Genomic DNA, 18,635 nt, shown 5'->3' with positions numbered 1-18,635 from the left:
CCTAATAACCGTCTTAAATCGTGGCTATCCACCGAATCTATTTATAGTATTTCAATTAGGTTGGGAGAGGAAATAGACATGGCAAAACATGATATTCTTACCACAACTATTCATTTATCCATTGATAACGGCAGCAGCCATATTAAAGGCATCTATGACGATTTGAACAACAGTTTTATTTTCCCTAATGTTGTGGCACAGCCTTTTGGGGAGCGATTTCTATTGATGGAGCAAGGAGATCCCTTGGATTTCTTAGATGTGCAAATCACATCGCCGGCCATTGATACGGAGCAATACCGTCATGTCTACGTTGGAAATTTGGCGATCGGAGACGAAGGAATTGTCCATGAAATTGTGGGAGATAAAGCGGTACAAAAGAAGGCCCAGCGGCCTGAAACCATGGTTACGCTCCTAACAGCTACGGCATACGCCATAGCTACGAAGCATGAGGATGCCATTAAACGCGGTAAGAATCGCATTAAAGCGACGGTCCAGCTAGGAACCGGACTACCCATAAGAGAAATTACGAAATTTAGCGAAGAGTTTGCACAGAAGATAACAGGAGGCGTTCATTCCATTACGTTTGTGACGACACCGATATTTAAAGGCGTAACAGTGGAAATGGAATTTATGCTGCCATCGGGAATTAGCATTGACGACGTATCAGGTGTTTATGATATGGAGGCTACAACGAAGTCACAGCTTTCACATAAAGGCTTTGGGATAGCAGATGTTGGCGGAGTCGATATGGATATTGCTTTCTTCAGACCAGGGCTTGATTTGGATCAACGGCATTCAACGGGAGCTAAAATCTACTTAAACGATGCGCTAGAAAGCATACGGAATGAAATCAATGCCCAAGGCGAAGAGTTAGTCTCAAGCACTGCGGAATTGACCATCATGTTAGTTAACAAGAAATATGAAATTTATGCTGAGGGTAAAGTGGCTTTTGACATGACGAACCTCGTAAACCGTCACATGCGAATCTTAGCCGAAAAGGTGCTGAAATACGCCCGCAATTCTTGGAAACACGTTCGCTATGCCAACGAGTTCTGGTTTATCGGAGGCGGGGCAATCGTTCTTCAACCGTGGATCGAGAAACTAAATGCCGAGCTAGGCTTGCCGATCCGATTTGATAAGTCAGAGTACAGCCAATTCCGTAATGTGCGCGGCACTTTCTTTTTGCTGGAACATGCCCTGAAACAAGCGAATCATGAAGCAGCGGCAAGCATGGAATCCCAGACGGAGTCTGGGGCTGGGAGCGGAGCAGATTGAAGAAACGGAGATCGACTGTAATGGTGAGTCCGGGTAAAGACGTGACGTTATACATCCCGACAGAAACACCGCCAGAGGTCATTGCGTATATGAATCAGTTGAAAGCCGAAGGCATGTTCAGTCATGGCATTATGGACATTTTGACAAAACATATCCTTGGTGAACAATCGCTAGCTAAGTTGGCAACCGAAGGGGAGCCACATCTGAATATGCAGTCGTTCGTCGAGGACGATATCTTGTTTACCGCACCCATAGAACACCAGGAGTCTATAGATACCCAGGTTTCTAACAGTCAGAAGAACTTCAGTTTAGAAGATATATTCCGGCAAGCTAGCCGTAATGCTGGCAAGCTTATCTAGGATGTAACTGGGCGGGGTGAACTCCGATCATAATGAAAAGGAGGACATCGACATGTCTAACGGAGAAACAAACGAAGGTACACGGAGTTTTGCGCTATCGGATGATATTTTTCGTCAACCAGGGTTGGATCTTCATTCTCAAATGGTCTATATTATTTTGAAAAGTTTTGGCTCCGAGTCCAATTTTCCCGCACTATCAGAGATCGCGATTCTTGCGAGAATGACGGACAAGCAGACGATGAAGGCGTTACAAGATCTTGTAGATCTTAGAATTCTTCCGCACAAACTGTTCCGCCGGATGGTTGGCGATTTCCAAGATGACCGACTTTCATGGGCAGCAAAGGGATTACTTATTTTTTGCAAAGAGAATCCGCATATTCATTTACATGACTTGCTCGAGTTAACGAGCCAATCAGGCGAGGACGAGCTTAGCATTCGCAATTCGCTACAAGAGTTAAGTCAACACGGCTACTTGGATGAATACCCCCAGTGGCAGCACATCGCGAACTGAGCGGATCGAGGATGATTGGGAGCCAAATGAGACACACTAAAGCGTATGCCAAGGCTAATGTGTCTGGCAGCTCAACCATTTACGCTAAGAGGTGATTATGTGAGCGGAAGAAATAATAAGCCAGATAATGACGGCCCGGCAGGGCAGCCAGGCAGACTCGACCAGTATGGTGACAAGCTGGGATCGAGCAATGAGGCAGAGTTCGAAGCGGCAGCCAACCAGGCATGCGACACTTCCTCTACAGAGGACTTGAGCGATCAGGGGCAAACGCACTAGCTCGAAAAAAGGGCTTCGTTAAAGCAAAGGGCGCTATCCAATCGGGTGGCGCTTTTGTTTGTTTCTTGTTACACTACGTTTATAATTGATTAATCACTCATTACCTATGGGGGGAGCTTTTCACATGGCAAAAGACGACAACATTTCGGTAAATCGCCGAACTGATATTATATCCGCTGCAATTGAAGTTTTTGCTGAAACAGGGTATTATCGCACGACAACAGCGCAGGTAGCGCAGCGAGCAGGCATTTCACAGCCGTATGTATTCCGCTTTTTTGCAACCAAAGAAGCGTTGATGCTCGCGGCACTGAAAGCCTCTTGGGCAAGAATTGCAGAATCCTTCTGCAAAGTCATCGCCACTGCTTCACCGAGTGGATTGGAGCAGGAGCTGATCGCTGCCTATCAGGAAATCCTGACTGCTCACAAGCCGGAGATGCTGCTGCAGATGCAGGCTCAAACCATGCAGGAGGAACTGATCCGAGAGGCGATGCAGGCTGGTTTTCGAGAGATTCGAGGCATTGTGCTCGAAGCCTTTCAGAAGAATGCGATTCCGGATTCGGAAGAGAGGACGCTACTCTTTCTTGCGCGGGGTATGCTTTGCAATATTTCTATGGCATTGGGTATACCAGAGCTGATGAAGAGTTAAAAGGCTGTAAAGCCGAAATTAATAGTTATTGATCAATCACTAACTATTTGATATAGTGACTATAATATGTTAGTGATTGATCAATCACAAAATAAGTTGAGGAGATGCTGAAATGAAAAAAGCAATTGTTATTGGAGCAACTGGCGGAACTGGTGCCGCTGTCGCGGAGGAATTAGTGAATAGAGGAATTCCTGTCGTTGCATTTGGGCGTTCATCCGCGAAGCTAGAGCAGTTCGCTGCTAGGTTGGGTCATCCTGCACATCTGACGCTTGCCGTAGGGGATGCCTTCTTGGCAGATGATGTGGCAGCCGCGGGGGTAGATGCCGATGTACTGTTTCATTGCGCAAACGTTCCTTATCATGAGATGGCTAAGCGGTTGCTTCCGTTGGGAGAGGCTATTATGGAGGCAGCTGATCGATTAGGTCTCAAAGTGGTCGCAGTCGATGGTATCTATCCCTATGGAAGAAGACAAATGGATGTAGTTACAGAGAATCACCCCAAACAGCCGCACACACGTAAAGGACAAATTAGACTGCAATTTGCACAGATGGTTTTCGACAAGCGATGGAAGCAAGCACGCCCGTTGATCGCTCGTCTGCCCGATTATTATGGTCCAACAGCCAATCAGGCCTCGTATCTAGGTTCTACTTTAGAAGCTATCGCAGCTGGCAAGATGAGTTTCTTCATCGGGAACATGCATGTGCCACGTGAGTACGTATATTTACCAGATGCAGCTAAAATGCTTGTGGAACTTGCGATGAATGAACATGCCTTTGGTCAAGAATGGAACATTCCTGGCGGGGGAACGATTTCTGGCCATGATATTATCCGCATCGCTCGCCGTGCTAGCGGCACTTCCAAACCTGTGCTCTCCCTAGGGAGGATTGGCCTTTCTTTGATGGGATTATTCATTCCCGTCATGAAAGAAGTCGTGGAGATGCTGTATTTAACGACAGAGCCGCTCCGCCTTAGTGCTGAGAAGTACGAACGTTGGATAGGGCCTGTCCCAGCCATCAGCTTCGAGGAGGGAATTACGGCTACGATCCATCAGTTGAAGAGGTAGGCAGGGATATTCACCATCCGTGCCGGTGTGTTGGGCATTTCTTAGAACAATACAAATCGTTTGCAAGGCTTTTCTTTTAATTTTTAGTCGTATCAAATTCAGCGGACTGCTCATAATAAACTCGCACTACCTTAAATCTATATTTCAAGGAGCGTGAGCGGCATGTCAGGTCACAAACAGCAAGGGCAATCCAGAAAAAATACAACCACACGTACACAGGACCAAAGCAGCAACAAGGGCGGCAAATAAAGCTGCCCCATCAGGCAAAACATAACCCTAAATAAAGAAAAAGGTCCACACCTCTTCAGAGGTGTGGACCTTTTTAAAAATATCAGAATGTATAAGTTTTACTTAATAATCATTTTTGTAGATGATAACATAAAATGACAAAATTTTAGATAATTTTAGGAGAGCTAATCCGATGCGCTCCTCCATTGATTTAGCAGTTTTTCATGCAACTGAGCAGCTAGATCAAAGCGATACGTAGCAAGGAGATTCTCCAACTTCACTGGTGCAAGAAGCGGATTCACAGGAATATTAGGTGCCACTGGGAAGGAAAACGCTGTGTTCATATAGTCCGTTTGAACCTCTTTGGACAACATGAAATCAACAAGCTGTTTGGCTGCAGCAGGATTGTTGCCTCCCTTCAGGATGGAAACAGCTCCGATCTCCCAGCCCGCTTGAGGTGGAATGAACGAAGTTATATGGTAGCCTGAGTTTTTGAAGCGCAGCTGGTCGCTTAAGAAGGAGACGGCCGCTGCCACTTCGCCTTCGGCTAAATGCTGTGCACTCGTGTTGCCGGCGAACGTCATGGAGGCGCTTTGTTTCTTCAACGCTTGCATGAGATCAATTGCGGCGCTATCCCCGCGCTGTTGGGCGACCGATGCGAGCAGCGTATAGCCAGTCCCCGACGTCTCGGGGTCGGGAATCTCGATCTTGCCCTTAAGCTCAGGGCGCAGCAGATCCTCGTATCGCTGTGGCAGCGGAAGACCCGCCAGTTGAGGATCCTGCTGCCAGACGGTTTGATTGACGCCAATGGCCAGTGCACCCATGTAAATACCGGTCCAATAACCATCCGAATCTTTGTATTTGCTCGGGATGCTGCTTGCGGAGGCAGAGGAGTACCGAAGCGATTTACTCTTATTCTTGAGCTGCTCGTGGAGGTCGGCAGGGCCACCAAGCACGACATCAATACCCGTTTTACCTAGCGTTAGCAGGTGGTAGCTCGCTTCGCCACTGGACATCCGGATAATATCATACGGCTGGTCTGTTTGTTCCTTGAACGTCTCGAGCAGAATTTTCCCTGCATCCTCCTGGAAGATGACGTACACCTTAAGCGGTTGGTTACTTTTCTTCTCCCCTAAGACGAGATATCCAAAGAACACGCCGATACCGACGATGAGTACGAGTAAACCTTTTTTCCACATGGCGAAACTCCCTCCTGAACAGCCAAAATAAACGACTACGCCGTCCTTTTAGGACGGGAGCGTTTATCTAGAAATATAGCAGACTAATCGTGTGAAACATAATAATTCTATATTTCAAAAAAGGAAACCAAAGTTTCCCTTTTCGACCCGCTGCTATTTCTTATGTTCAACTACCTTAGTTTAATTACATGAATTTTGTCTTCAGCGGCACTAATCGTGACATTCCCTTGGTATCTTGTCAAACCGATATCATACGCATCGACGATCCATTCTTTCATATCATCATCGAGAATGAAGTAGCGTTCTTTCTCGCCGAGGAACATGGACGATTTCACGAAGCCGCTTACTACGAATTCACCGTCATTCGTTGCATGAATACGCATGGACTCTGGTCGAATGCTGAGCAGCACCTTCTCACCGGCTGTCACAGCTTCATCGACCGTTACACGAGCCGTCCGTTTACTCGTGCCATACTCCACAGTGGCTTTGCCATTGGCAGATTCGCGTACAACAGCGTCAACGAAATTCGTTGTCCCGATAAAGTCGGCGACGTAAGGCGTGCGAGGCTTGTAATAAATATCATGCGGCGTGCCATACTGATCAATCGCTCCCTTGTTGAAAACAACGATATGATCGGACATCGATAGGGCTTCGAGTTGGTCATGGGTGACGTAGATAACCGTCAAACCAAGCTCTTGTTGGATGGTGCGAAGCTCCACACGGACTTCTTCGCGGAGCTTCGCGTCCAAATTACTTAACGGCTCGTCGAGCAGAATGATCGGCGAGTTCATGACGAGGGCACGCGCCATAGCGACCCGCTGCTGTTGGCCCCCGGACATTTCGTGCGGATACCGCTCTTCAAGTCCGGTCAGTTTCACTTTCGCCATCGCGGATTTAACGCGATCCTGTATTTCTGCTTCAGGGCGCTTCTGAATATCCAACCCATAAGCGACATTATCGAATACGGTCATGTGTGGGAAAAGTGCGTATTCTTGGAATACCATCGGTGTTCCGCGTTTATAAGGCGGGAGATCGTTGACGAGCTGGCCATCAATCCGAATTTCACCCTCATCAATGGAATAAAAGCCTGCAATCGAGCGAAGCAACGTCGTTTTCCCACAGCCACTCGGACCAAGAAACGTAATGAACTTCCCGCGTTCAATTTGTAAATCGATCTGCTTGAGAACGTGATTGCTGCCAAACACCTTACTTACATTTTTCAAATCTAACAATATGTGTGAACTCATGATTCTCACTCCTTAGGACGTCAGTGTTACGCAGTTACGTATAGTTAGAAATCGAATATTTTGACCTTCGAACGGAAAATGAGCTTCATCACACCAAGCGTAGCCAGTGTTGTTCCCATCAAGCCAACGGCAACGGCTGCTGCCCAGTAGTAGGTCCCGGTTTCGGCATAATTGAAGATGGATACGGCGGCGACCACCCATTTGGGCGTAATAAGAAAGACAATGGTGCTTAGGGTGTTCATATTTTTCATAAAAGCATAGACGAAGTTCGCAACAATGGTCTTTTGCAGCATAGGGAATACGATGGTCGTTAATGTGCGGCGACTGTCTGCACCGAGATTCGTTGCGGCTTCCTCAATAGATTTATCTACCTGTTTGAAGGAAGCGGTGAGTCCGCGATAGCCGACTGGCATCTGCTTGAGCAGCATGGCGACGATAATGAGAATGGCGGATCCTTGCAGCATAATAGGTCCATTACTGAAAGCCACGATCAAGGCAAGACCAACGAACGTACCAGGCAGAGCAATTGGCAATACGGCAGTGAAGTCCAGCAGCTTTTTTCCAGGAAACGGTTTGCGTACGACGACATAGGCCAACACAAGCGCGAAGCCAACGGCCAGAATGGAACTAATGAGCGACAAGACTAAGCTGTTCATGACAGCAGGGCTGGAGGGGTTAAACACAATTTTGAACATATGATCCAGCGTAAAAGTATTGTCACGTCCGAAGTTTTTGGTAAACGCAAACAGGATGGTTATGGCGAACATAGATAGAATGAAGAGTGCCATGATGCTGTTGAATATGAAAAGCAAGATATCTGTCTTACGGGAAGTTTTCACTCGGTTGAGTCCAGAAACAGGCTTTCCAGTGATGGTTGAGTAGGAGCCTTTGGCTAGCAGCCTGCCTTGAATCACGAATACCAAGAGGGCAGGAATGACGAGAATGAGACCCATGACAGAGGCGAGACCAGGCTCGTTATTAATGATTTCACCGTAAATTTCAACAGCCAAGAGGGAGTAATTGCCCCCAATCAGCTTGGGATTCCCAAAATCGGCAAAGCAATTGATGGCGACGAGTAGAAAGGCGTTAATAACACCGGGAAGTGCTAATTTAAGCGTAATGGTACGGAAAAGTTTGAAACCGCGTGCACCTAAGTTCTGAGCAGCAATTTCTAGGTTTGGCGAAATGGAGCGAAGGACGCCAGTTATGGTCATGTAGGCGAGCGGGAAATACGAAATTGTTTGTACGATCCAGAGGCCCGGCAGCCCGTATAAATCCAATTCGACGTTAAACCAGGCTTTCATGGTTTGTGAGACCATACCACCTCTACCGAATAGCAGCAGGAAGGCAAGGCCGGTCATGACAGATGGTGCGAGAATCGGGAGGAAAGCGATAAAGCGGAAAAACTTTTTCCCGACGATATTACTGTAATGAATCGAATACGCATAAATAAAGCCGCAGACAGTTGCAGTTAGAGCGGATAGGGAGGAGCTGACAACCGTATTGAGCAGAGCCTTCGCATACCGGCTTTTGCTGAAGAAAGTTGTCCAATCTGTCGCTCCTGGAAGCGCAATCACATATATGAGCGGATAAATAACGAAGAGACAGAGAACAGCGAAACTGATGAGAACAAGGATCAGCGATGATGGATCTTTCATCAGTCTGCCGATCGACGAACCCATACCCTTTTTTTCTATGATCATAAGGGGTTCACGACCACCTTCCAAATTCATTGTGTAGGCGGGCATTGTCAGCATAAGAAGCATTCCTCATACCTTCAATGCCCTTGTACATAGGCTTTTTTACTTAAGATCTTTCAGTGCATCTTGCAGCTCTTTGCGCTGTTCGGCAGCTTTCCACAAGCTGTAAGTAGTGTTATATTTCGTTGCTTTGATATCGATACCGCCTTTAGGAATCGGTACAGTAGGCTTCACGGAACTTGCAAAAGCAGACTCAGTGTAAAGAAGTCCAGGTTCATTGGTTAGCATATAATCCATGAGTTTCTTAGCGCCCGCTGTGTTAGCGCCGCCTTTCACGATAGCTAATCCACCAACCTCATAGCCTGCGGATTCAGGAACGATACTAACAATCGGGTTGCCTTGATTCTTCATCTTTAACTGGTCACCAAGGAAAGTAATCCCGATCGTGTACTCGCCTTTGGCTGCCTTCTGAATCGGCTCAATGCCGGATTTCGGTCTTTCCTTTAGGTTTGGAAGCAGCTTCGCCACATAGTCCAGCATCTTCTCTTTCCCCCATACTTGCGCAAGAGATGCAACAGCTGTGTAGGCTGTACCTGAGGTTGCTGGGTCGGACATGCCGATTTCACCTTTGAATTTCGGGTCAAGCAACTCTGCGAAGGTCTGCGGGTAAGGAGCTGCGGCATATTTCTCTTTCCACCGTTGCTCGTTGATACCAATGGCGATAGGATTGAGATAGAATCCGGTCCAGAAGCCTTCTTTGTCCTTCATATTGTCTGGAATATCTTTGGCATTGGTTGAAATGTAAGCTTCAAGCGCACCGGCTTTTTTCAGTACCTCATGCGAATCAGCCGGACCACCCATCAGGAAGTCGGCCTGAGGCTTGCCCATCTCGTTTTGTACACGGGTCACCGCCTCACCGCTTGGCAGACGAAGGACGTCGTAGTCGATTCCCGTTTCTGCTTTAAACTTATCTAGGATTTTACGGGCTTCTTCTTCTTGGAAAATGGAGTACACCGTGATTTTGCCTTTCGATTTCCCGCCAAAAACACCGGATTTGTACAGGAAGAATCCTGCTATAAGTACGACAACAATGACCGACACGATCATAATGGAACTATTACTTTTCTTTCTAGCCATTTCATCAACCATCCCCTCGATATGTTAGGAGGCATCACTTAACTTGAAATAGGCTTTATGGTTGGTTTCATCCAACAAATCGAAAACAATGAAGTAAGCGTTATCATATCGGTCAAGATGCAACCAATGCTTGCCGTTCACAGCTTCGTCGGTTAATTGCACGACATAGTGGCTGCTAGGCTGTTCAGCCATGAAGTCGAAATGACTGAAATCGATCAGCCTGACTGCGGATCGCATCTGTGCCGTTAGTGCAGCCCGTTCACCCTCGGAAATCGTCGTGAGGAGGCCATCCTGCAAACGGAAGACTTGATGATCTTGATTTGCAATAACGCCGCCTACCGTTTCTGCTGTGAGCGTCTTATCGATGAGCATATTCTGCAACTTCCGAATTTCAGCGCTAATTTCCAGTGAGTTGACCGAGTCTGTTCCGAAGCGGAAGCCGCTGGTCCCAATTTGGAAAGGGATGTCCTCCTGATCCAAATAGGCAATGGAGCCCGTTAGCAGCAAACGTGAAGCGTTTGCACGCGTCTGCGGCTTTCCCCCGTTAAGTATGCGGGTAAACGATGCTTTCCACGCAATCAGCTCTTTCGGGTCATCAATGGAAATCGTGCCAACGCCAGGATACGTTACGTTCATGCGCATAGGGACACCGTCGAACATATCACGGTTGTTAGCTTCCTTAGGGACGATACGCACTTCATCGACGCCGATACGAAATACATAGGCAAAAATGCCTATCAACGTACAACCAATCACGATTTGTAGTAAGATGAGACGCAACCATGAAAGCCCTTTCTTCTCCTCTTGCATGTAGATTACTCTCCTTTTATCTCAGAAAAATCATCGATTTGTATCAATTTTGTAACAAACTTTGCGTCAGGGTTGGTTCGGTTTGGAATACCAAAATCACTTCAGTCCCCATTTTCTCTCGGCTATGCACCGTGATGCTGCCCCCTTGCAACTCCATTAACTGCTTGCAGAGAAGTAGACCAAGCCCATGGGAATGCGGCGAAATGGGACGCTTCTGATTGTACTCCGAAGAAGGAAGAAACAATGCGGCTGCTTCTTGCTCACTTAAACCTTTGCCGTTATCGGAGATGCGGACATGGCAATGATATTCCAGCTGCTCTAATCGAATCGTGAGATGGGTGCATTCACTGTGTTTAATCGCATTTTCAATGACGTTGAACAGGACCTGCTGCGTACGCTGGGGATCAACGTAGACCTCGCACGGCTCAGCCTGCAGCGTCGTTGTAATCGATGATTTGTGCAAGGTAGGTTCAAGAATGCGCAGACTATCGGTTAGAATTGCCGCCAGATCTGTGCGCTCAAGCTGTACGCGCCAAGCTTCGTCGCCTTTGAGCGATGTTTGCAGCAGCTCTTCAACCATTTGTAACAGTCGTGTGCTTTCCTTGCGGATGTAGACATTGCAGGTTCGAATATCTTCAACGCGCTCCATTTTGTCAATCAGATCGGAGAATCCGATGATGGAGGTTAGCGGTGTTTTGAGCTCATGGGTGACATTATCATAAAATTTCTTCTGTTTGCTTTGTTCGTATTGAAGGAGCTCGATATGCTCTTGGAGTGCTTCTGACATTTGATTAAAATCATCGGCAAGTTCCCGTACTTCGTCTTGGCTGGTGACAACAATCTTACGGCTGAAATCCCCAATGGTCACTTGTTTCAGTGCCTGTTGAAGGGCGTGCAGCGGTTTCATGATAAAAAACGAGAAGGAGTAGCTCGCCAGCAATGCGATGAGCAAGCAGCCAAGTGCAACGCCAATAAACCAAGAGCGCATCTCCGATAGCGTTTCTTCATGCTTATTCAGATCCAGCAGATAGCGGAATCCGCCTACGATTTTGCCCTCATAAGTGAAAGGAGAAGCATAAATAAGAATTTTATTATTCTCACCCTCGGTAATGACGGAAGCCGATTGTCCAGCCATTGCAGCGTCAATATCGCTTCGTTTCATCAGATCTTCTTTGTTGCCGCTATCCCCGATAATGGTACCCTCTGGATCAAATAGCTGTACCTGGAAGTTGCTGTTCGCTGCAAGGTGGGAGGCAATCAGTGGCGCATAAGCCCCAGAAAAGAGCTGTTCAATACTAATTTTCTTATCATTGACGATTTTCAAAGCTTCAATGCGGTGCAGACCGTAATACTGGTCCAAGGTTTGGGTATCCCGTTCGATCATGCTTTTGCTCAGGGTATAATTCACAACCACATACATCGAAGCAAGCAGCATGATGATCGTTATCGAGTGCTGGATGAACAGCTTGTTACGCAGCTTCATGGCTTAAACCTCCAGTTTATAGCCCGTACCATGAACTGTGGCGAGCACGTGATCGTGGGGTTTGATTTTCTCCCGCAGGCGATTCACCATCATATCGACAGACCGTGTCTGTCCGTAATATTCGAATCCCCATACTTGGTCTAGGATGTGCTCACGCGTAAAAACTTTCTTCGGATTCTTGCACAGCAGCCAGAGGAAATCGAATTCCTTGCTCGTTGTCTTAATAGGCTTGCCAGCCAATTTGAAGGAGCGCTCATTTCGATCAATTTCGATCATGCCAACATGCAGGACGTCAGCACCTGGTGCTGGTGTATCTGCTGTTACACGGCGCATGACAGCGCGAATGCGCATGATAAGCTCTCGTGTCTCGAAGGGCTTGGTTAAGTAATCGTCAGCTCCGAGCTGGAAGCCTAGTATTTTATCATTCATCTCATTCTTAGCTGTGAGCAGAATCACGGGGATTTCTTTATGGATATGTTGGAGCGTCTTCAGCAGCTCGAACCCGGACTGATCGGGCAGCATGAGATCCAGCAGAATGAAATCGATAGGCTCTGAAGCGAGTATCTCAAGACTGGATGCGACTGTGCCTGCTACGATAGGATGAAAGCCCTCCACTTCAAGGCTTAGTTTGAGCAACATTTGAATGCTGGAATCGTCTTCAATAATTAAAATATTCATAGGAAAAGTTCCTTTCCGATCGCATTTTGCCTACCTCATTCACCACGTATGAAGCGTGTTCCTTGTGTATCCATTCTACACAAGGAATACGACATGTAAATACGTGAATGAAAATGTGGCCCTCCGAAAAGGGGGGGGGGAGGCACTTCATCATGGGGAGGATGGGGGTGAAGGCAGGTTTCTCCGAATTAGCCCAACTAATCTCGCTGAGAGTACTGGGGATTCGTATTTAGTCCGAAATAACCCAATTAAAACGGCCTAAACAACTCTTACGCGAGGAAATTCGGTAAATAGTTCGGCAAAACCTGACTAATTGTCATTTTTAACAAGTAAACCTCGTTTTAATTCGGGAATATCGGACTATTGCGGCTTCTAGGCAGATTGCAATCGCAAGAGGTATGCGCAGACCACGCAAAAGAGCTAAACGGTTCAAGGCCGCTTAGCTCCTAGGAACTCACTTATCTAATTGTTGTATATGAACGATATCTGATATCAACAACGCTATCAAGGGAGCTGCACATAGAACGACGTCAGCTCATGTTGCACACTTTTGGCATATATTTTCCCCTTATGCTGCTCAACGATGGACTTCGCTATGGCTAATCCAAGCCCGTAGCCGCCGTGCTTGCGCGAACGCGAGGGATCTGCGCGATAGAAGCGATCGAAAATCCGCTCCACATGCTCAGGCGGGATACCTTCCCCCGTATTCGTTATGGTAAGGAGTGTATCGTGATGATGCTTCTTAAACGTGAGCGTGATCGCGCCCTTCGATGGCGTGTATTTGATCGCATTATCCATAAGAATCATGACGACTTGCTTGATTTGCTCACTATTGCCGTGCAAGGTTAAGTCAGGTTGAATCTCGTAATCCAGCGTAATATCCTTCTCGAACACGACGGCTTCCATCGTAAGAAGCACGCTTTCCACAGATTCACTCACGTTGAATTCGCTGTACAAAATTCCTGCTCGGGTATCATCCATTTCTGTCAGATAGAGGAGATCGTTGGTGAGCGTCTTCATCCGTTCCGTTTCGGATTTGATCCGATGCAGCCATTTCGACTGACTCTCGATGGTATCCTCACTATTCGCTAAGAGAACATCCGCATTGGTATGGATAACTGCTAGCGGCGTCTTCAATTCGTGGGAAGCATCTGCAATAAATTGCTTCTGTTTCTGGAAAGCTTCGCGGACTGGGGCGATCGAACGATTCGCGAAAAAACGGCTCGTAAAGAAAATGACGATCAGCATCACCAAGCCGACGAGCGTGAAGGTATATACAAGATTCGTCAGAATGGTCTTCTGTGCCGTAATGTCGAGATAGACGACACTATATCCAGAGGCATTCTTTTGCACAATATACGCCCATTGGTTGCCATCAAGCGTAAATTGACTGATATCCGCCTTGCTGGTGGAGACCTCCTTAATGGCCGATTCGTAGAAAGCTGTGTCCATGTCAAACCGGGAATTCGTTGCTGTAATGTTCCACTGGGCATCCGTCTGCAGCATGAAGGAAATCGATCGTTCTGGTGGGAAGTCTTTGTACCCCTGAGGTTCTTGCTGGTGATACCCGCCGCCATCAGGTCCGGGCTTCATACTCCCCTTTTTTCCGTCAGGTTTGAGATTGAAATTGGCTACACCATGCAGCTCCATATCGATGTCGGCCTTCACATTCTGATACGTGATGAAATAAATCGTTGCGAAAGATAAGAGCATGATACAGGAAATGATGACTAGATTCACGATGAGAAATCGGTTGCGAAGCTTGCTGAACATTAGGAAGTCACCTCTTCGAGTACATATCCGACGCCTCTAAGGGTTGAAATGCGGACCGCCGCGTGTAGGAAAGTTAGTTTTTTGCGTAAAAAAGAGATATATACTTCGACGTTATTATGCTCGACATCAGAATCGAACCCCCACAGCTTCTCGATAATCTGTTCCTTGGAGGTGACAGCTTGCTTTCTCGTCATTAATAGCTCCAAGAGCTCGCTTTCTTTTAAAATCAACTTCAATTCCTTCCCCTTGCAGGTCAGTTTCAAATTTCCGGTGTGCAATTCGATGTCCCCGAACTTAAGAGCATCTTCAGGTACGACTTCCCCCTTACGTCTTAACGCCGCGCGTATTCGAGCTAATAGCTCCTCCGTTGAGAACGGTTTGGCCACATAATCGTCGGCACCGTAATCCAATCCCGTAATTTTATCCGAAATTTCCCCTTTGGCCGTAAGCAGAATGACAGGTGTCGATATTCCCTTGGCGCGCAGGGTCTTGAGGATCGTGATTCCGTCCATTTCAGGGAGCATGATGTCGAGCAATAGAAGATCATATATACCGCTTAATGCGTTATCCAGACCGGCCTGCCCATCGTGAACAACGTCAACGGAGTAATGGTGTTTTTTTAAAATTTGAGTTAACGCTTCTGCTAAATGTACTTCATCTTCCACGATTAGAATTCTCATGGTCGTCTCCCCCTTAGTGCCTCAAGGTGCTTTCGAGTGGCATGGCTTCATTATAGGCATGCGAACCTTTAACCAACCTTAATAGTAGCACTCCCTGTGCGGATTTACGAAAAAAACATAATTCATCTCCCATTTAAGTTTCACTAAAGGTTGGGGGGCTAAGATACAGTCATGGAAGCGGCGAACAACACGCAGCATGAACAAGAAGGAGGCGCATCACAATGGCGATTGAAGTATTTAATCGATATGAAAACAAGTATCTGATGGATACGAAAGCCTTTTACACAATCTATAATCGACTGCTCGAATATATGGAAATGGACGCGTACAACAAGAATGAGCAATTCTATTCGATCAGTAACATCTACTTCGATACAGAACATGATTCATTAATCCGAAATTCGTTGGCGAAGCCCAAATACCGAGAAAAACTGCGAATAAGGGCATACGGAGTTCCGGACGCGGATGCGAAAGTATATCTGGAGCTAAAGAAGAAGGTGTTTGGCCTGGTGAATAAAAGAAGAACAGCGCTGAAGCTGAACGAGTCGTATGACTTTGTACGAACGAAGGTAGAGCCGGAATTGCAGCCATACATGAACAAGCAAGTGATCCAAGAGATTAAATATTTCTTAGGCCGATATGATCTGGAGCCGAAGGTATATCTGGCGTATGACCGAATTGCGATGTTTTGCAAAAATAATCGAGATTTGCGGATCACATTCGACACGAATATCCGTTCCAGACGATACGATCTTAAGCTCGAAAGTGGCGATCATGGGGAACAGTTGATGGGCCGCGGGCAATGGCTTATGGAAGTGAAGGCGGAGAAAACGATCCCGCTCTGGCTATCAAGGTTGCTGTCGGAGCACGAAATGTTTCGAACAGGCTTCTCCAAATACGGCAACGAGTATAAGAAAATGAAAAATGAACAACTAACGGGGGAGAGGATTCCATTATGATCGATTCCATTTTTGCACAAGTCACGGCAGGCACTGAATTAACCCTAATGAATGCTTTATTAACCATCATTACGGCAATTGTATTAGGCGCGATAATCAGCGTTACTTATATGAAAACACAAACGAATTATACACAGAGCTTCACATTGACTATGATTGTTCTGCCCGTCATCGTAGCCATTATTATTCTATTAATCGGCAGCAACATTGCTAGAGCATTCAGTCTTGCAGGAGCATTCTCGATCATTCGATTCCGAAGCGCTCCGGGAGATCCGAAGGATATTGCGTTCGTCTTGTTCACGATGGCGGCAGGTCTTGCCTGCGGCGTGGGATCGTTTGGTTATGCTGTGCTTTTCACAATTATCCTGTGCGTATTGATGTTTGTTCTGAAAGCGACGAATTTCGGTGCTAAGAATGCCGCACAGAAGCTATTGAAAGTAACGATTCCTGAGAGTCTGGGCTATGAGGAAGCGTTTGATGAAGTTTTCAAAATGTTCGACATTGCGTATGAATTGAAAAAGGTAAGAACGACCGAATTAGGCAGCTTGTATGAGCTAGTTTACGTTGTGACGATTGATCATTTGACGAGTCAAAAAGAGTTCTTAGACGCTATAAGATGCAGAAATGGCAACTTAGACATCACCTTAACGATGAGCCCAACAGCGGCTGAATTTTAAAATCAGGCAAGTGAGGAAGGAAGAGGTTTCTATGAAAAAACCGTTGAAAATGAAAGGCGCAGGTGCCTTGTTATTATGCACTGTTGTATTGGCAGCATGTAATGAAACGACAGATATAGCTTCAACGTCTACGGAGACTACACCAGCAGTAGCGACGACTGCAGCAACGACGGGAGCGACAGCTTCTACGGCTGCAAGCGGGAAAGCAGTGACCACGGATATCATCCAGAAGGTTGAGTATGCGGCTGATGATGCTTACACCGAGTGGGCTTCTGCGAACCCGACGAAGATTGCTTTAACGGGAGCGGGTGCAACGATTGAGGGGAAAGGTGCAGAGGCGAAAGACGGGAAGATTGCGATTACAGCCCCAGGGACGTATGTATTGAGTGGCAAATTGACAGATGGTCAAATAATGGTCAGCGTGAAGGATAAAGGCGTCGTTCGTCTCGTGTTAAATGGCGTGGACATTTCGAACAGTAGATCTTCCGCCATCTTCGTCGAAGAAGCGGGCAAGGCGATCATCTCCTTGCAAGAAGGAACGGAGAACATCGTTTCTGATGGAACGAAGTATGTGTATCCGGATGCTGCGACGGATGAGCCGAATTCAGCGATCTTTAGTAAAGACGATCTAACGATTAATGGATCTGGGAAGTTAGTCGTGAAAGGGAACTACAACAACGGGATTACCAGTAAGGATAAACTGAAAATCACCGGAGGCACGCTGGAAGTTAAAGCTATTGATGATGGCGTGATGGGCCGCGACTTGGTTGCTGTCCAAGCAGGTACCTTGACGGTTGATGCAGGTGGGCACGGCATCAAAACGACGAACGATAAAGAGGGTAAGGAAGGTTATATCAGCCTTGCTGGCGGAACCTTCACGATCCAATCCGGCGAGGATGCGCTGCATAGCAGCGGCGGCCTTGATGTGAGCGGTGGAGACCTTCACATTAACGCTGGCGATGATGGCATACACGCCGAGGTATCTCTTGCTATCGCCGGTGGTACCATCGATATCACACAAAGCAATGAAGGGATCGAGGCGCCTGCGGTGCTGATCTCGGGTGGTACAACCAATGTCGTCTCTACGGACGACGGTGTGAACATCTCCAGCGGCAATGCGGAGTCCGCTGAGGGCGGCGGTGTGCCGCCGGGCGCGGCGACTGGCGGAGCAGGGCAAGCTGGCGCAGGAGCAGGAGCAGCAGGTACAGGTTCAGGTAATCAGGCAGGGGCTGCGCCTGCTGGTAGGGGGTCTGGCGGCGGAAGTAGAGCGCCGGGCGCATCTGGCGCGAATTCGAGCAATATGCTGACGATTACCGGCGGCTTCCTATCCGTCGACTCGAAGGGCGACGGGTTGGACTCGAACGGATCCATCACGATGAGCGGTGGTACGGTCGTAGTCAACGGGCCGATCGAGAACAACAACGGCTCCCTCGACTATGACGGTACGTTCGTCATGACTGGCGGCTTTCTTGTTGCCGCGGGGAGCTCCGGCATGGTGCAAGCCACGTCGGACAAGTCGACACAGGCCGGCGTCCTAATGACGTACACCAAGACCCAGCAAGCGGGTGCGCTGGTTCATCTTGAAGATAGCGCAGGCAATTCCATCATCACCTTTGCGCCAGCGAAGAACTACCAGTCGGTGTTCATTAGTTCACCGAACTTGAAGCAGGACACTTCGTATACGCTTAGCTCGGGTGGAACTTCAACAGGCAGGGCTGCAAAAGGCCTATTCGAAGGAGGCACGTACCAAGGCGGGACGAAAGTTGTCGACTTCAAGACAGCAACCATGATTACGTGGTTGAACGAAACAGGCGTAACCACCGCTAGGAGCGGGATGATGGGTGGTCCTGGAGGTGGGGGACCCGGCGGACAAGGCGGAGGCGGCATGCCACCACAAGGTGGTGGGCAACGTCCACAACGAGCAGCACAGTAGA

18 protein-coding genes are annotated in these 18,635 nt (G+C 47.6%); 9 read left to right on the top strand and 9 right to left on the bottom strand.

Annotation, left to right across the window (positions count from 1 at the left end; genetic code table 11):
• The first annotated feature begins 78 nt into the window (after positions 1 to 78).
• The 6 genes from A8708_RS20410 to A8708_RS20390 all read left to right on the top strand — a co-directional run bounded on the left by A8708_RS20410 (position 79) and on the right by A8708_RS20390 (position 4,130).
• Entirely contained in the window at positions 79 to 1,275 is a 1,197-nt protein-coding gene (locus tag A8708_RS20410) for a ParM/StbA family protein (RefSeq protein WP_068666838.1), read from the top strand.
• Positions 1,272 to 1,634, top strand: a complete 363-nt coding sequence (locus A8708_RS20405) for a hypothetical protein (RefSeq protein ID WP_157264913.1) — start codon at positions 1,272 to 1,274, stop codon at positions 1,632 to 1,634. The genes A8708_RS20410 and A8708_RS20405 overlap by 4 nt, the downstream gene beginning before the upstream one ends.
• Positions 1,635 to 1,686: 52 nt before the next feature.
• The gene (locus tag A8708_RS20400; RefSeq protein WP_068666834.1) at positions 1,687 to 2,145 is read left to right on the top strand and encodes a hypothetical protein; all 459 of its coding nucleotides are present in this window, start codon (positions 1,687 to 1,689) and stop codon (positions 2,143 to 2,145) included.
• 45 nt (positions 2,146 to 2,190) lie between these two features.
• On the top strand, positions 2,191 to 2,421 hold the full coding sequence (locus A8708_RS35900; protein ID WP_204787606.1) for a hypothetical protein: 231 nt from the start codon (positions 2,191 to 2,193) through the stop codon (positions 2,419 to 2,421).
• A gap of 124 nt (positions 2,422 to 2,545) precedes the next feature.
• Positions 2,546 to 3,067, top strand: coding sequence for a TetR/AcrR family transcriptional regulator (locus tag A8708_RS20395; protein ID WP_068666832.1), 522 nt, complete (start codon positions 2,546 to 2,548; stop codon positions 3,065 to 3,067).
• Between the two features lie 112 nt (positions 3,068 to 3,179).
• Positions 3,180 to 4,130 (top strand): NAD(P)H-binding protein, encoded by a 951-nt coding sequence (locus A8708_RS20390; RefSeq protein WP_068666830.1) that lies wholly within the window; start codon positions 3,180 to 3,182, stop codon positions 4,128 to 4,130.
• Between the two features lie 413 nt (positions 4,131 to 4,543).
• On the opposite strand, the gene A8708_RS20385 is transcribed toward A8708_RS20390, so the two are convergent.
• The 9 genes from A8708_RS20385 to A8708_RS20345 all read right to left on the bottom strand — a co-directional run bounded on the left by A8708_RS20385 (position 4,544) and on the right by A8708_RS20345 (position 15,065).
• The gene (locus tag A8708_RS20385) at positions 4,544 to 5,557 is read right to left on the bottom strand and encodes an extracellular solute-binding protein (RefSeq protein WP_068666828.1); all 1,014 of its coding nucleotides are present in this window, start codon (positions 5,555 to 5,557) and stop codon (positions 4,544 to 4,546) included.
• Positions 5,558 to 5,727: 170 nt separating this feature from the next.
• Entirely contained in the window at positions 5,728 to 6,804 is a 1,077-nt protein-coding gene (locus A8708_RS20380) for an ABC transporter ATP-binding protein (protein ID WP_068666826.1), read from the bottom strand.
• 44 nt (positions 6,805 to 6,848) lie between these two features.
• The gene (locus tag A8708_RS20375; RefSeq protein ID WP_167355908.1) at positions 6,849 to 8,561 is read right to left on the bottom strand and encodes an ABC transporter permease; all 1,713 of its coding nucleotides are present in this window, start codon (positions 8,559 to 8,561) and stop codon (positions 6,849 to 6,851) included.
• 45 nt (positions 8,562 to 8,606) lie between these two features.
• On the bottom strand, positions 8,607 to 9,641 hold the full coding sequence (locus A8708_RS20370; protein ID WP_068666824.1) for an ABC transporter substrate-binding protein: 1,035 nt from the start codon (positions 9,639 to 9,641) through the stop codon (positions 8,607 to 8,609).
• A gap of 24 nt (positions 9,642 to 9,665) precedes the next feature.
• Positions 9,666 to 10,451 carry a DUF3919 family protein gene (locus A8708_RS20365; protein ID WP_068666822.1) on the bottom strand — a complete coding sequence of 262 codons (786 nt, stop codon included), beginning with the start codon at positions 10,449 to 10,451 and terminating at the stop codon, positions 9,666 to 9,668.
• 43 nt (positions 10,452 to 10,494) lie between these two features.
• Positions 10,495 to 11,934: a sensor histidine kinase gene (locus tag A8708_RS20360; protein WP_068666820.1), complete on the bottom strand. Its 1,440-nt coding sequence runs from the start codon at positions 11,932 to 11,934 to the stop codon at positions 10,495 to 10,497.
• Positions 11,935 to 11,937: 3 nt separating this feature from the next.
• Positions 11,938 to 12,612, bottom strand: coding sequence for a response regulator transcription factor (locus tag A8708_RS20355; RefSeq protein ID WP_068666818.1), 675 nt, complete (start codon positions 12,610 to 12,612; stop codon positions 11,938 to 11,940).
• Between the two features lie 504 nt (positions 12,613 to 13,116).
• A complete protein-coding gene (locus A8708_RS20350) occupies positions 13,117 to 14,385 on the bottom strand; it encodes a sensor histidine kinase (protein WP_068666816.1) in 1,269 nt (422 codons plus the stop codon).
• Complete coding sequence (locus A8708_RS20345; protein ID WP_068666814.1) at positions 14,385 to 15,065, bottom strand: response regulator transcription factor; 681 nt, start codon at positions 15,063 to 15,065, stop codon at positions 14,385 to 14,387. Before A8708_RS20345 ends, A8708_RS20350 begins: the two co-directional genes overlap by 1 nt.
• A 221-nt stretch (positions 15,066 to 15,286) precedes the next feature.
• Here A8708_RS20345 and A8708_RS20340 point away from each other — a divergent pair, with 221 nt between their 5' ends.
• The 3 genes from A8708_RS20340 to A8708_RS20330 are packed head-to-tail and all read left to right on the top strand — an operon-like array spanning position 15,287 to position 18,634.
• Entirely contained in the window at positions 15,287 to 16,024 is a 738-nt protein-coding gene (locus A8708_RS20340; protein WP_068666812.1) for a polyphosphate polymerase domain-containing protein, read from the top strand.
• Positions 16,021 to 16,701 carry a DUF4956 domain-containing protein gene (locus tag A8708_RS20335; protein WP_068666810.1) on the top strand — a complete coding sequence of 227 codons (681 nt, stop codon included), beginning with the start codon at positions 16,021 to 16,023 and terminating at the stop codon, positions 16,699 to 16,701. Before A8708_RS20340 ends, A8708_RS20335 begins: the two co-directional genes overlap by 4 nt.
• Before the next feature lie 31 nt (positions 16,702 to 16,732).
• Complete coding sequence (locus A8708_RS20330; protein ID WP_068666808.1) at positions 16,733 to 18,634, top strand: carbohydrate-binding domain-containing protein; 1,902 nt, start codon at positions 16,733 to 16,735, stop codon at positions 18,632 to 18,634.
• Position 18,635: the final 1 nt, after the last annotated feature.

This window comes from Paenibacillus oryzisoli (assembly GCF_001653565.1).
In the GTDB taxonomy this organism is placed as follows: Bacteria; Bacillota; Bacilli; order Paenibacillales; family NBRC-103111; genus Paenibacillus_E; species Paenibacillus_E oryzisoli.
This window is presented reverse-complemented; position numbering and strand designations above follow the sequence as displayed.